Source organism: Bacteroidota bacterium (genome assembly GCA_016194975.1).
Lineage (GTDB): Bacteria > Bacteroidota > Bacteroidia > Palsa-965 > Palsa-965.
This window is the reverse complement of record JACQAM010000006.1, coordinates 202,354-217,070: the sequence shown is the minus strand read 5'-3', so window position 1 is coordinate 217,070 and position 14,717 is coordinate 202,354. Positions and strand designations below refer to the sequence as shown.

General features: G+C 40.2%; 14 protein-coding genes. 7 read left to right on the top strand and 7 right to left on the bottom strand.

All coding sequences use genetic code 11. From position 1 onward, the window contains the following. The first annotated feature begins 105 nt into the window (after nucleotides 1-105). The 6 genes from HY064_04675 (at nucleotide 106) to HY064_04650 (ending at nucleotide 3,288) form a co-directional block, all read left to right on the top strand. Nucleotides 106-255 carry a T9SS type A sorting domain-containing protein gene (locus tag HY064_04675; GenBank protein MBI3509935.1) on the top strand — a complete coding sequence of 50 codons (150 nt, stop codon included), beginning with the start codon at nucleotides 106-108 and terminating at the stop codon, nucleotides 253-255. Continuing rightward, nucleotides 255-719, top strand: coding sequence for a hypothetical protein (locus tag HY064_04670; GenBank protein ID MBI3509934.1), 465 nt, complete (start codon nucleotides 255-257; stop codon nucleotides 717-719). Before HY064_04675 ends, HY064_04670 begins: the two co-directional genes overlap by 1 nt. Then, on the top strand, nucleotides 716-991 hold the full coding sequence (locus tag HY064_04665) for a T9SS type A sorting domain-containing protein (GenBank protein MBI3509933.1): 276 nt from the start codon (nucleotides 716-718) through the stop codon (nucleotides 989-991). Before HY064_04670 ends, HY064_04665 begins: the two co-directional genes overlap by 4 nt. Next, entirely contained in the window at nucleotides 988-1,437 is a 450-nt protein-coding gene (locus HY064_04660) for a hypothetical protein (GenBank protein MBI3509932.1), read from the top strand. The genes HY064_04665 and HY064_04660 overlap by 4 nt, the downstream gene beginning before the upstream one ends. Before the next feature lie 623 nt (nucleotides 1,438-2,060). Next, nucleotides 2,061-2,645 (top strand): T9SS type A sorting domain-containing protein, encoded by a 585-nt coding sequence (locus HY064_04655; GenBank protein MBI3509931.1) that lies wholly within the window; start codon nucleotides 2,061-2,063, stop codon nucleotides 2,643-2,645. Nucleotides 2,646-2,649: 4 nt separating this feature from the next. After that, nucleotides 2,650-3,288, top strand: a complete 639-nt coding sequence (locus HY064_04650) for a hypothetical protein (GenBank protein ID MBI3509930.1) — start codon at nucleotides 2,650-2,652, stop codon at nucleotides 3,286-3,288. Nucleotides 3,289-3,684: 396 nt separating this feature from the next. On the opposite strand, the gene HY064_04645 is transcribed toward HY064_04650, so the two are convergent. The 7 genes from HY064_04645 to HY064_04615 form a co-directional block, all read right to left on the bottom strand. Next, entirely contained in the window at nucleotides 3,685-4,965 is a 1,281-nt protein-coding gene (locus tag HY064_04645; protein ID MBI3509929.1) for a T9SS type A sorting domain-containing protein, read from the bottom strand. Between the two features lie 149 nt (nucleotides 4,966-5,114). Next, entirely contained in the window at nucleotides 5,115-5,291 is a 177-nt protein-coding gene (locus HY064_04640) for a hypothetical protein (GenBank protein MBI3509928.1), read from the bottom strand. A 45-nt stretch (nucleotides 5,292-5,336) separates the two neighbouring features. Then, nucleotides 5,337-5,546 (bottom strand): hypothetical protein, encoded by a 210-nt coding sequence (locus HY064_04635; protein ID MBI3509927.1) that lies wholly within the window; start codon nucleotides 5,544-5,546, stop codon nucleotides 5,337-5,339. A 196-nt stretch (nucleotides 5,547-5,742) separates the two neighbouring features. Beyond that, nucleotides 5,743-6,042 (bottom strand): hypothetical protein, encoded by a 300-nt coding sequence (locus HY064_04630; GenBank protein MBI3509926.1) that lies wholly within the window; start codon nucleotides 6,040-6,042, stop codon nucleotides 5,743-5,745. A 423-nt stretch (nucleotides 6,043-6,465) separates the two neighbouring features. Continuing rightward, nucleotides 6,466-7,134 carry a hypothetical protein gene (locus HY064_04625; protein MBI3509925.1) on the bottom strand — a complete coding sequence of 223 codons (669 nt, stop codon included), beginning with the start codon at nucleotides 7,132-7,134 and terminating at the stop codon, nucleotides 6,466-6,468. Beyond that, entirely contained in the window at nucleotides 7,131-7,508 is a 378-nt protein-coding gene (locus HY064_04620; protein ID MBI3509924.1) for a hypothetical protein, read from the bottom strand. The genes HY064_04625 and HY064_04620 overlap by 4 nt, the downstream gene beginning before the upstream one ends. Before the next feature lie 74 nt (nucleotides 7,509-7,582). After that, nucleotides 7,583-8,065, bottom strand: coding sequence for a hypothetical protein (locus HY064_04615; protein ID MBI3509923.1), 483 nt, complete (start codon nucleotides 8,063-8,065; stop codon nucleotides 7,583-7,585). A gap of 671 nt (nucleotides 8,066-8,736) precedes the next feature. On the opposite strand from HY064_04615, the gene HY064_04610 reads away from it, so the two are divergent. Then, entirely contained in the window at nucleotides 8,737-14,646 is a 5,910-nt protein-coding gene (locus HY064_04610) for a PD40 domain-containing protein (protein ID MBI3509922.1), read from the top strand. Nucleotides 14,647-14,717: the final 71 nt, after the last annotated feature.

The following is a 14,717-nucleotide window of genomic DNA, read 5'->3' as shown; positions in this document are numbered from 1 at the left end:
GAATGAAATAGAAATTGTTTCAGATAATTTTCCCGGCGGAATTTATTTGTTGCAAGTAAAAAGTAAAGACGGCAAAATTATCTGCAGTAAAAAAATGGTCAAACAATGATCGTGTTACGTGAAATAAAAGTATTACGCAATATTGAAAATGGAACACAATCAATTGACGTATCTTCTTTAGCGAACGGAGTGTATTTTGTGACCTTAACAGCAGGGGAAATGATAGAGCGTAAAAAAATAATAATCGAGAAATAATGCGAAAACTTTTATATCTGATAATTTTCCTATTGTGTTTTTCTTCCTGCAGAAGAAAGGACACTTATCCGGATTATGAAGGAATTATTGGGAAGTACAAATTGGTTTTTATCCATGAACACGATGATTCTTTGCCTTCGGATTCATTTCAATTAATAATTCCCTCTGATAAGTATGAAATAGAATTCAGGCGATGGAGTAAGGTAAAACTGATCAAGAATGATAAATGTGAAAAAACGCTGAAAGTTTATTCTTGTAAAGCGCAATTAACCGGATCATATGGCTATAGCTCTGATTTTTATTTAAATATTAACGGGGAATATTATGTTATTACTTTCCCTTATCCCACTAATACAGGAAACATAGGAGCTGATACACTCTATGTCCAAAAAAACTTTTATCCTTTCGGGTTGGCTGCCGCGGATAGCAATCATGAATATTATTGTTATTACATAAAGGAATGAAAAAAACAAAGTTGTTTTCCAACACAACTCACAGCAGCGTTCATTTTTTCTTAGAAAATCTCAGCGGCAATTTCATGAAGCTTCCTGGTGTTTCAGTTTCTAATTGTATCTACTCCTTAAAACTAATTAATGTACAAGGGGAAATGATAATGGAAGAAAATCAACTATCAGGGATTGATGATTTTGACTGTTCCTCTTTGTCTCCGGGTATGTATTTCATTGAAATTTTTGAAGGAAATGAAAAACATATTTACAAACTCATTATCCAATGAAGAAAATAATTTGCATCTGTATGATTTTAATTTTCACCCTGTCCTGTAAAAAGGAAGTTGAATTTTGGGGAGACAAAGTAGTTTATCATAAATGGAAATTTCTGTATTCATCACGATATATTCCCAGCCAGGGAATGCAGATTTTGACTTCCCCAGACACCTATGAGCTTGAATTCCGTAATGATGGCTCATTTTTGTTCTATAGAAATTCTAAAGTCCTGAGAAAAGGAAAAATGATTGACCCTGAGTTTCGGAGTTATGGCTACGATTCTCTTAGCCATTCTTATAATGAAGGACTTGGTTTTTGGACAAAAAATAAAGAAAAGTTTGGAGTTGGTTTCCACAGTAAAACCACTGATTTTGACACTTTGCAGGCAATAAATATGTTTCCTTTCGTAGATACTAATTTAGGCGCGTATTTTACTAACTATTTTATTCGGGAATAAATGAATAGTATTTTATACAGACTTGCATTTTTTATCGCTGTATTTCTTTTGCAGAGTTCCAGGGCATCGTCCAATGATAGTATTGCTGCTGGTAAAGAAAGAAAGAATTCGATTTATTTAGAATTTTACGGGAACAATTATTTATCTCCGTTTTCATTCAATTCAAATTCAAAAATTTCTATCAATTATTCGTTTAGGTCAAATCAGAAGAAATATTTTTTGGAATTCTGCGTAGGATTCAGCCTTTATCATTCTGATTGGGCCGATGATCCCTGGTACAGAAACTATAATTATCACGATCGTTACCAATTGAGTACTCCGGCCGGTTTAGTAGCGGGAAAGAATAATAAGCGAAATTGTCTCGTATTCGGTTTGTTTTGCACTTCCGCATTCGGGAAACAACAGCAATTTCCCAATGAAGGGTTCTACTCCGTAACAGTTCATTATGATTTTCAGATTACAACTGATTTTGGCTATCAATACCGAACTAAAAACGAAAGATTCATTTGCAGAATTGCCTGGACTCCGAAATATAAACCTTTTGCGGTGGTTGAAAGCCCAACTGAAAGGTGGAAATATTATTTTTCTCCGCTGTGGTTTGGTCTTAGCATAGGAGGGGCGTGGTGAGAAAACTTTTCTTTAAACTTTTTACTGCCAATACCAACAATTTCCGCATGAGCAATGAAATTACAAGTGATACGCTATTGTGCTGGGAAGATACAATCAAGGTAAAAGGAATTTATCAGACAGATACTTCAGGACAATTGCAGTATCATTGGAATTTCGGAAATGGACAAATTTCGCACGCTCGCAATCCAATTGTTTTTTATTCTGAACCCGGATCTTATCTCGTTACTCTGATAGTTTCGGATACACTTGGTTTCGCAGATACATTACAACAATACATCGTGAAACTCGACTGCAATAATTCCAGCCCAACAAAAACAAAATCTTTTTCGGATTCTCCTCACTGTTCCATTTACCCAAACCCGACAAATAATTTTGTGAATTTTGTTTTGGATTCATTCTGGGAACACGAAGTGAAAGTTTCAGTTATTTCTTTAGATTCAAAAATTGTTTTCTCAAAAACCTTTTTTGACGGCGAACAAAAAATTATTGATATGAATGGACTTGATCCCGGTGCTTATTTTATTCATTTCCAAGATGTGGAGCAGGAAGAAACAGTTCGTGTAATTATTATTAAGTAGGAAAATGAAAATAAAACAAAAAATACTTTTTCTTCTCCTTTTTTCTTTTGCTTTTCTGAAAGCAGAAGCTCAAAAGGATTCTTTGAACATTCCCCAAACTTTAAATCAGGTATATGTTGGTGTTCTGGGAGATGATTTTCTTTCGAGTATTTTTTCGTTGAATTATTCAAGAAAATTTCGAGAAAATGGTTTTATTCTTTTTGGAGGAATAGGTACTCCAAAAAAAATAAAGGAAAACTCACTTCACAATTCTTTCGTTAGTTATACTTTTGACGCTGGGTTTCTTTTTCGACAAAGCCATAAATCCAATGGAGAATTTGTTTATTTAAAAAAATATAAAAGAAATACACTATGGGGAAGTTTGTCTGTTTCGATTGCAACCGGGAAATGGTATTTTATTACCACTCACGGAAGTGTAATTCCTCCTGGAGGTACTGTTGATTCGTATTATCATGACATAGATTTTGTGGTCACACCCGGCCTATCCTACCAATGGCAAAATAAAAATGAAAAAATATTTTGCAGGTTGATGATCGGCATGAAACTGTTTTCTCGTTTATTTTCTCGTAAATACCAAGGCGATCCACAAGATGCACTTCCTTTCTTTCCATGGATTGGCATCAGTATGGGAGGTGCGTGGTGAGAAATCTTTTCTATAAAGTTTTTACTGCCAATACCAATAATTTTCGCATGAGCAATGAAATTACAAGTGATACTTTATTGTGCAGCGATGACACCATTCATGCTTCGGGAAAATATGTTCTCGACATATTTTGTAACCTTAACAGCAGGGGAAATGATAGAGCGTAAAAAAATAATAATTGAGAAATAATGTATCCCCCCGGTGAACCACGTCTTGAGTGAATCATTCCTGCAATTGCTTTTTTTCTTTCATACAGAATGCTGCCGGTGACGCTCAATCCCTCATCAAAACTATCGCAACATGAAATCCGAACCAAATTCAGAACGCTTTGTCAGCTGTAAGTCCCTATTTATCTGATCGCGTCCTCATCGCCGCTATTCAGTCACAAGAAAAAAACTATTGACGGTGAGCGATCACCATTTTGTATTGCTTTTCACCCAGCGCCAGGAAATAAATTCCACTGTCAATACCGGTAATATCCAGAACACTTTCATCTTTTTCCATTACACCATTGCGGATCATTCTTCCCTGTGCATCAGTTATGAAATAGGAAGTTTGTTCTTTTAGTAACGGTATGTTTATGATCGATGATGCCGGGTCAGGAAAAAGATAAACCGGTGTTTTTGAAGAAGTGGAAACTGCAATGAGCGGAGAAGATTCTGTGATCCCGTTATAATCGGTCCATTCGAGTTTGTAATAGGTGATCGAAGGGCAGGGATCATTATCGGTTGCTGTGTAATCGAGCAGTTCTGATGTGGTTCCTGCGCCGTTCACTTGCGCAATATTCTCATAAGAATTTCCATCGCACGTTCGGAATAAAGTGAAGTAATGATTGTTGATCTGCGATGCGACATTCCAGTTAAGTACATTCTCTTCTCCGGAAGCATAACCTGAAAAAGCAACAAGAGAAACCGGTAAAACAGTAGAAGGTGTCCAGCGATACATTTGCCCGTTGTTGCTTGGTTTTGCAGCAAGAGTATTTGTTGCCGCAGCACTTGAAACTGCAGGAGCACCGGTAAGATTATTCAGCGAATAAAAAGTTGCATTTGCAATCGCACCAAGTCCGCACGAAGCAGACGGTGCATTCAAAGCTCCCGCATCATTCTTGTAAATAAAATCGATGACCATGGAAGTTTCATGAAGAACAACCTGGAAAGAAATATCATCGGTAGTATGCGCGCCCGTTCCTTTCCATGACATGAAAAGCCATTCGATGGTTAGCGTTTGATTCGGAGTGCTTCCCGATAATTTATAACTGCCTTGTCCGAAAGCAGAAGTTGGTTTGAACCACAATTCATCCCAGAGCGGCGCAAGAAACGGACGATACATAGTTCCATTATCAGCAAGATCATTCGGTATCTGCGAATTGAATTCGGGATTTGCACAAGTCGTAGGAGCACCTCCGCCGAAAATGAGGCAGCCATTATCCGTTAGTTGCCAGGTGGTATAATTGGTTCCGTCAAATTGAAAAGTAAAACCTATTGGCGTGACAGCAGTTGTGATCTGGTCGCTGCATGCTGCAGGTTCTGCTAAAACATTATTGCCTGCTGTTCCGTAGATCTGCGTGAATCCCGGAACGCTCGGTGTCATGGAATAAGTAACAACCCAAGCTGCCGAAAGGAAATTTACAGTCGGAGAAAGAAATGTGATGAGAAGAAACCAATAAAATTTTTTCATTCCCAGGTCGATTGAAAAAAATACTTATTGATTGACAGTTCGATGAAGAACACAAATCACTTGCAATAGAAATCTAAAGTTAAGAAAGCGCTTCGAGAAAGTCAAGAGTGAAGAGGCAATTGAAAATTTTAAGACCGGCATTTCTGCGCTCAGAAAAATCTCCGGAACCAGGCAAGAATACTCACGATAATGAAAACAAGAAGGAGAAGCAGAACGATCCACGCGCGTTTTTTTCCAACCGATGGAAATTCAAATCCGCAAACGGGGCAGACTTTACATTCCGAATCAATTTCCATGGCGCAGGACGGGCATTCTTTTTTGGGCATTATCGTTCAGAAATAAATTTTTAAAATAATTACCAGAGCTTTTGATTATTGGGTTACAGAAACAACTTGTGGTACCACAATATTTTCCTGCGTTTGCTCTTCACGGTGTTTTTCAAATAATTTATTCAGCCCTTCGAATTTCTTTGAAAGCAAAGCGGTGTTGTGCGCCAGTCCTTTTTCATTCAACAAACCATCGTTGGCGAATAAAGGTTCTTCGGCGAAGAAAGTTTCGGGTGATAGGAGGGGTCGTTGCATATGATTTAGAAATTAATTTATTCTAATCTGTGTTTTTGTCCATCCTTCCCTGCCCGCCCACGCACGACCCATTTTCCTTTAGCAGGCGGGGTTGCATTTCTTGGCCGTAGTCGCTCCACTATGGCCTGCAAAATGCGTCTCGGCTGAACAAAAATGGCATCATAACAATTCCCAAAAATGAATTTTAAACAGCCTCTTAATATTTACAACGACATAGAGCAGAATCTTCAAAATTATTCTTATAGGTTTCTCCTTCTTTATCTCCATAAATCTTTCCTTCATGAAAATAGAAAGTATCGATCCGTATTGAAATTCCCGAGGAGGAGTAAATGGTTTTCTTTTTAGTGCGCAGATCTTTACTTGTCTTATAATCCAGTATTAGCATGTCACCATCTATTCTCCAGTAGCCGATACTTCTTGATCTTGGTCCGGTATCTGAACTTTCAACTATACGTATGAAAGAATTGTTTTTTTTCAATCTAAGAATATCTTTCATAGGACGAAAGAAATTGCAGGAAACATATTCTTTTTTTAAGCCCGACTTGAGATACGGTTTACAGGATGAACCCAAGATGGAAAATTGCAAAAGAAATATCAAATATCGTTTCATTATTATGAGTTTACTGTTCAATAAATTTAGCAAATTCAATGCGTAAAATCTATTGAAGATATTTGCAATATTTTTTTCAAAATTATTATTGAAATCAATCTGCCATGATCCTGCCGGCATTAATGGATCATAAAAACCGTAGGCGTATTTTTCAAAGGCAAATCCAAGTTCAACATTACCTCCACTGATAATCTGGCTCTCGCTGAATTTTTATTTTTTCATTTTGCTTCAGTTTTAAAGTTAGGCCTTTTTGTCTACTTTTATTCTGAAGGAGATTCGGGGGGAGGGACACAGGATGACGATGGCGACTTATTTTCTGATCTCTTTTTTCAATCTCTTTATCATGATATTGCGCTCTTTCCTGGTTTCCGGCCAGGGAAGATCAATGTTCATTATTATTCTGATGTAAAACGCGGCAACATCTTTTTTTCTGTATCCGAATGCATTTCCCTCTTCTGCCGATTTACTTCCATAGTAATGAACACCCCATCGGTTATGAAGCAGTTCTGTCAATGCCGGAATAGCAGGTTTTCCGATCTTAACGAGATGTGCTCCGACTATCCCTGTATCATTTTCAGCATACATTCCCCAATAATTCTGTCCCCTGGTATAGTTTCTTCTGATGGCGTGCGCGTAAAGTTTCCCCAATTCCGCGCGGTCAATATCTGCCGGGATTTCTTTGCAATTTTCAAGAAGTATTTCAGCTGCAAAGAACTGAACTCTTTTACTTCCTTTTTTATTACGGATAATATTTTCAATTGCACATCGGTTTGATTCCTCTTCCCATATTTTATTAATGAATAAAACGGTATCACCTTCGTCTATCCCTTCTGAATACAAGTGCAGAAAATGAATTGAAGAGAGTTGTTCCAAAAGAACTTTTTCTACGCTGTCACAGTTGGTTGGTTGGGTTGCAAAAACAGCAGAAGGTATAAGGGCTACCATCGCAACGAAAAGCAAAGAGTAGCGGGAGGTCATTGGGGTTGCTTGGAACTTTTGAAATTCGGTAACATAATGTCGGTATCGACATCACCGTCTTTTACCCAACCACTGAATGGATTTTTGGTTTCTGTGTATAAAGAACGGACAAGAACATAGGTTTCCCCATTAAAATCCTGCGCATCCACAATTCTGCAGTCTGTACCCATGGCAAGTTTTGAAGAAACTGTTGCCGAATTAATATCACCTTCGGTTTTGTCCAGATTGGATTCCTTTACTTTTATTTTTCCCGCACTTTTGGGGAGTGGAATATTTTTATGAGCACCTTCTTTTGTTGTACCCTTCCACGCATCGGCTGCTTTGAAGAAATTTTCAGATGGTGAACCATCAGAAGATTTTTCGATCCCTTTCAATGCAATAACTGACTGCAACCAGGAAAGTTCCGCCTCAAGTGTAATTAAATTTTCATTCCGATACGCAACCATTATCATTTGTGTTTGGAAAAAACTTTCGTGAAATATTTCCGGTAGCCTTCAACCGAGCTATTGTTAGGATAAAGTAGTGTGTCATATTGATCTGGCAAATACATATTCCAGGGATTGCCGACCTGCACAAAACCTTTGGTTGTTACTCTATACTTGAAAACAGCTCGGTAATATACCTCTGCACTGTCGCAGGGACTGTTATGGATGTAGCACAAACCTTGTTTGGCGTTAACAGGGATAAAATAAACCTGGCCCTGCAGAACAGCTCTGTAATTTCCAGTATCATTAAGTAAAATTCTAAGGCCTGAATTTTTATCAACAACAAGCAGGTGTATCATGGCGCGAGAAGTTCCAGCCATGTTTGCTATAGAAAATGCGCAAAGGGTGTCACCCCAAAAAACCATCGGACAACGTTTCCAGTTCTGGCTTATTGAAAGGATACGATAAGAAATGTCCGAATCAATCGCAGTTTTCGATATAGCCATAGATTCAGAATTATAACCCTGAAGGTTTATTATAAGTGAATCCTGAATTACATTTACAATGTGAATGAATGTCATTTGACGACCATTCCAAGTTGTATCCAACACGGTAATTCTTTCCAGTGTTGAATCTTTAGAAGGGCTTCGGAACGCATAATTATGCCCTCGCCACGCATAACGAGGGCTTCGGAAGGCATAATTATGGCCTCGCCACGCATCGCGAGGGCTTCGGAACGCATAATTATGTACCCGCCACGCATCATTAGCCGGGCTATGAAATTTAAACAGCATCTTAGTATTGATCCCGATAGCTATCGGGAGTAATTCGTAACTGAAAAAGAAGTTAAATCGGTAACTAAATGCCTTGTGAAGCGTTATTATCCCGAACGGGGTAGGGACAGATTTATCCCGTGAAAAAACTCTGCCGTTTTAATTAACTATCCCCTGTGGAAATCAGGCGTTTCTTGCATCTTAAGTGTAACCCTTAATCCTTGTACTTTGGGGAAGTATTACTGAATGACAGGCCGGTAAAACGCCTGAAATTTTTTTTGATCTCCTGAAACGAAATGCGTAGAAGGAAAATTCTGGTTTTTTTGTTCGTTGCAATAGCGACCCTCATAAGCTATATTCCTCTTCATTCACAGACTCCTGCTGAGACCCGGAAAAATGCAGATATGCTTTTTGAAGCCGAAGATTATGTGGCCGCAATGCCCTTGTATTCCGGTTTGCTGGCAAATGACAAAGAAGATCCGGGGCTGAATTACCGCTATGGAGTTTGTGTTTTGTTTGCGAGTTCCGATAAAGACCAGGCGCTTTCTTTTCTTGAAAAAGCTTCGAAGAGTCCGGGAGTAGAGCCCGATGTGTGGTATTACCTGGGCCGGGCTTATCATTTGAATTACCAGTTCGACCAGGCAATAGTTGCGTATTCAAAATTCAAAACAGTGGCGGGAGAAAAAAAATCGGAGAAACTGCAGGTCGATAACCAGATCGCGATGTGCAAGACCGGAAAAAAAATGCTGAAGGCCATCACCGATATTTATGTGATAGACAAAGCAGAACTGAGCGAACTCGATTTCTGGAGGCGGTACGATCTTACCACCGCCGGCTACAGCGGACAATTACTCGTGAAGCCAGATGATTTTAAAACTCCGCTCGACAAGAAAAAAGGAGAGAACTCCATTATTTTTCTTGCCGGCGAAAAAAATGAACTGGCATTTTCTTCCTATGGAAATGACGAGTCGAACGGAAAAGATATTTACATCGTGAATCGTCTGCCTAACGGGCAATGGGGAAAACCCATCAATCCCGGTTACCCGATCAACACCGAGTACGATGAAGATTATCCGTTCCTGCATCCGAATGGAAAAGTTCTTTATTTCTCTTCGAAGGGGCACAACAGTATGGGCGGGTATGATATTTTCCGTTCGGAATACAATGATGAAACCAATTCCTGGGAAAAACCGGTGAATGTAGATTTCGCAATTAATTCTACTGACGATGATATTCTTTTTGTAACAGATTACGATGAGTCAACTGCGTATTTCGCTTCGAACAGGAACAGCCCGAAAGGAAAGATGACGGTTTACCATGTGCAGATAAAACGCAAGCCGGTGAATTTGGTTTTGGTAAAGGGAAATTTCCATCCTTCGGAGGGCGATTACAATTATTCGGCCGACATCACCGTGAAAAACTCAAGTGGAGAAACGGTGGGCACTTACAAAAGCAGCGCAGCAGGCGGTGGTTATTTCATTACGTTACCGAACAACGGTGGAAAATATTCTTTCACGGTAGAGCATCGCGGAGTTACTACTCAAACGGAAAGTGTTCTTATTCCTCCCCAGTATTCCATCAAAGCCATCAGCCAGGTGATTGGTTACAAAGATGAAAGTGGCGACAGAAAATTATTTATTGCTACCGATCTTGAAAGTGATACGTCCATGCTCGATCCGATTTTCCTGAAGGATAAAGCGAAACTTGATATTAAGCCGGAAGATAATTCCGCGATGCTGGCTGATAATTCCAATTCAAATGAGAATCAAAATACAGATCAGTCCATTGATACAGCAGCATCAGATAGCAGCATTACAGAAAACAATCCCGGCGATCAGCATAAAACAACTAACGTAAGCAATGCAGAACTTGTGTCGTCGGCGTACGAAGATGCAGATGCAACGCAGAACGATGCATCGACTTTGAAAACGCAAACAGATCGGGCTTACAATTATGCGATGCAGTTGAATTCGCAGGCGAAAGAAAAGCAGAAAGAAGCTACCGATGCAAAAAATGCTGCTGATGCAATGGCAGATGGGCCCGACAAACAAAATGCGGAAGATAAAGCCGCGCAGTTGCAGTCGCAGGCCAATGCATTGGAATCGCAAACGGTGGCTGCTCTTGAAATTGCCGATGCGATGAATAACGATGCAACGCAGAAACAGAAAGAAGCAGATGAAACAAAATCGTATGCAACGGCGCTGGACCAGGCGGTGAATAAAAATGACAGCAAAGCGCTTACTGCAGCAGAAAAAATGGAGGGCGATTTAAAAGCAATGACCGATGTACGTTCGAATCAAACGGAGACGGTGAATAATTTGCAGGACGAATCGGCTAAGAAACACCAGGAACTCGACAAAGCAACTGCTGATGCAAAAGACATGCGTGACGATATTACCATGAAGTCAGATAAGATCGTTCAGCTCGAAAGTGATAAATCGAAAGAGAAAGATGCAGATGCGCGTGCGCAGATCGATCAGCAAATTGCAGGAATAAAAGAAGATGTGGATGATGATAAGCAGCAACTCGCAAAAGATGATGCGAACGTAAAAATATTGCAGAATGAAACCAACGATCTCGATAACCAGCTTGCCGCTGCAAAAAATACGGTATCGCAATCGAAGAATACTTCCATTTCATCGGCGCCTGTTTCTGCTGATGATAAAAAACAGATCAGTTCCGATGCGGTTGCTTACCAGCAGGTGGTGAATGACAATGGCAATGCACGCACATTTGCCCCGCCCACAAATTTGAACAATGATCAGAATGTTGTTATTAATCAGAATCAAAACCAAATCAACAATCAACAATCAAACACCAACAATCAAAATGTAACTGATAATCAAAATCAAAACACTGATCAACATATCACCGATAATCAAAATCAAAACCAGGTCAACAATCAACAATCAAACACCAACAATCAGGATTCCGCTGTGGATATGCAAGCGGTGAATGAGCAGTACACTTCTGAACTTTCGCAGACCGATGGAATTTCCGATCCGGTGAAAAAACAAAATGAAATTGCAAGAATAGATTCCACCTGGGCAGCAACGATCGACGACCAGGTGAAAGCAAAAAATTATGAATTAGCAGGAACAACCGATAAAAAACAACAAGCTGCGATCAAAAAAGATATTGCGCAATTGCAGAAAGATGAGAAGCAGAAACAGAATGATGCTGTAAAAGCGGAGAACAATGCAAAAATTGCCGGGCAACAATCCACTGCGAATACCAATGTAGCGGCAGCGAATACCGATAAGCAATTCCAGGATCAACTGGCGGTTGCAGGAAAAAGTTCTGATTCCACAACTGCAAAAGCAGATATTTATGATGATTGGGCCGACACGCTGAATGCGCAGGCCGATGCAAAACAAAAAGAATTCCAGAAGACACACAACAAAACAAAGCAGGATCAGCTCAGCAAAGAGATCACGGATCTGCGCCAGCAGGCAAATGATAAACAGGCGCTGGCCGTGCAGGAACGCCAGAATTCAATGGTGGCGGAGCAGCATGTGAATGAGCAGCAGAATAATCAGTCGCAGCAGCATGTAAATTACGATGCAGCAGCGGCGCAGAATTCCATCAAAGAAAAAGAAGATCTCACCTTGCAGGCCGATGGCTTGCATCACAAGCAGGATTCGCTGACCAATGCAGCTTCGAATGCGAATGGAGATGCGAAAGATAAATTACTCGCGCAGGCCACGGATGCGCAGCGCCAGGCGTGGGAAAAAGAATCGCAGGCATCGGCGAAACAGGGAGAGGCCAACCGGGCGCAGTTCAATTCGAATACAGATCAACTGAAGAATTATGAAAATGGTTCGGCGAATAATGATGATCCTTCCGTTGCTTCTGCACAATTGCTTTCCGATGAATCGGTGAAACTTTTCGGCGATGCGAAAACAGAACGTCAAAAAGCAGATTCGGCTTCCGATCCTTACACCAAAGACATTCACCAGAAAGCTGCAGAAGAAAAAGAAAAACAAGCGTTGCAGAAACAGCAGGATGCACTCGCCGATTATAAAAAAGCAGGAGTAACTCCGCTTGTCGCTAATAATCAAAATCAGAATGTTGATCAGCATGTAACGGATAATCAAAATCAAATCAACAATCAACAATCATCAGTCAACAATCAGAATGTTGATCAGCACGTAACGGATAATCAGAATCAAAACAACAATCAACAATCATCAGTCAACAATCAGAATGTTGATCAGCACGTAACGGATAATCAGAATCAAAACAACAATCAACAATCATCAGTCAACAATCAGAATGTTGATCAGCATGTGACGGATAATCAGAATCAGAATAATAATCAGCAATCAATAACTCACAAGGACATCATTGATCCTTCGAATGGAAAAGTGATGAGCAGCGAAAAAGCAGACTCAATAAAAAATTCTTCTGTTTACAATTCCTTTGCATCGAAAAATGCTGAAGCTGTAAAATCGGATGATGAAGCTTCGCGTTTGAATAAACTTGGTGAAACTTACCAGTCAGATGCCAATCAGAATATTTCTCAGGCGCAGGATTTCGCTATGCAGGCCGCAGATGAAACTGATCCGAATAAAAAGCAAGTGCTGGTTGATCAGTCGAAAAAATATAATGAAGCGGCAAAGAGTGATCTCACAAAGCGTGATTCAGTGAATGCCATGGCAGGAACTGCTCGTATTGATGCAACTGATAAACACAAAACAGCAGATCAACTTTTGCAGGGACTCGATGCACAGCAACAATCGGATGTGAAAGCGGTGGCGAATGCTGAAAATCCAAATGCAAAGATTGTTGCGGATAATCAAAATCAAATCAACGATCAACAATCATCAGTCAACAATCAGAATGTTGATCAGCACGTAACGGATAATCAGAATCAAATCAACAATCAACAATCATCAGTCAACAATCAGAATGTTGATCAGCACGTAACAGATAACCAAAATCAAAATCAAATCAACAATCAACAATCAAACATCAACAATCAAACTTCAGTAGTGAATCGCCTTGCTCCCGGTGAAGAATTGAAACTTCATACCAATACAGCGGCGGTTGTAGAAATGAATCCGCAATTGCCGGAAGGTGTTATTTACAAAGTTCAGATCGGCGCATTCCGCAATCCAATCCCGATGGATCTTTTCAAAAATGTACAGCCCGTTACCGGCGAACCGGCAGGTTCCGGATTGACGCGCTACACCGCAGGTAAATTCACCAATTTCAAAAATGCCGATGATGCGAAAAATGAAATCCGTGCTATCGGTTACAAAGATGCTTTCGTGGTAGCTTACTGTAATGGCAAACGCGTTTCCATTGCTGACTCCTACAATTGCAGCGGACAAAATGGAAATCAGCAGCAGGTTGTTGTTGATCAGAATCAAAACAACAACCAGCAGAATCAAATCAACGATCAACAATCATCAGTCAACAATCAGAACGTTGCGAATGCAAAAGATGTTTCCGAAGTGAAAGGATTATTCTACACGGTGCAGGTTGGTGTTTACAATACGTATTCCAACGACGCGCGGCTGCAGCATCTCCGCGGACTTTTCACATCGAAAGCGCCGAACGGACAGATCCGTTATTCTTCCGGAAAATACAATGATGTGAATTCGGCCATCGCCACCAGGCGTACTATCGTGGCGCATGGAGCGACAGATGCATTTGTCACTGCGTACTACGATGGTGAACGCATTTCCATTGCGCAGGCGCAGGAATTGGAGAAAGAAGGAAAAACTTCTCCCACACCGGAAGTGGAAGGCGGATATGAAGATGGTGTTCCTAATAATTCACAGCAAAATAATTCACAGCAACAATCGGCAAATAATAATCAGCAAAATAATTCACAGCAGCAATCAGCAAATAACAATCAGCAAAATAATTCTCAGCAACAATCAGCAAATAACAATCAGCAAAATAATTCTCAGCAACAATCGGCAAATAATAATCAGCAAAATAATTCTCAGCAGCAATCAGCAAATACTGATCAGCAGAATAATTCTTCATCAACTGATGTGGTGCATACTTCTTCTTCCGAATTCATTCCCGATACCGGAATAGTTTTCTGCGTTCAGCTCGGTGCTTTCCAGGGGCAGGTTCCGCTTGAAATTGCAACGAAGATCCTCCGGTTCTCATCGCAGGGAGTGAAAAATTATTATGATTCAGAAACAGGACTTACGTATTATCAGGTGGGAATGTACGTGAGTAAAGATGAAGCGGATGTGCTGAAGAATGATGCGGTGCAGAAAGGGATTACGGATGCATTCATAGTTGCGTGGAAAAACGGAAAGAAAGTTCCGCTTGAAGATGCCGTGCATTAGTTTTCCGATTCAACTTCGCGCCTTGGCGCCGCAGCCTGCCCTGAAGAATTGAAGGGCGGTTCCTAAACCAT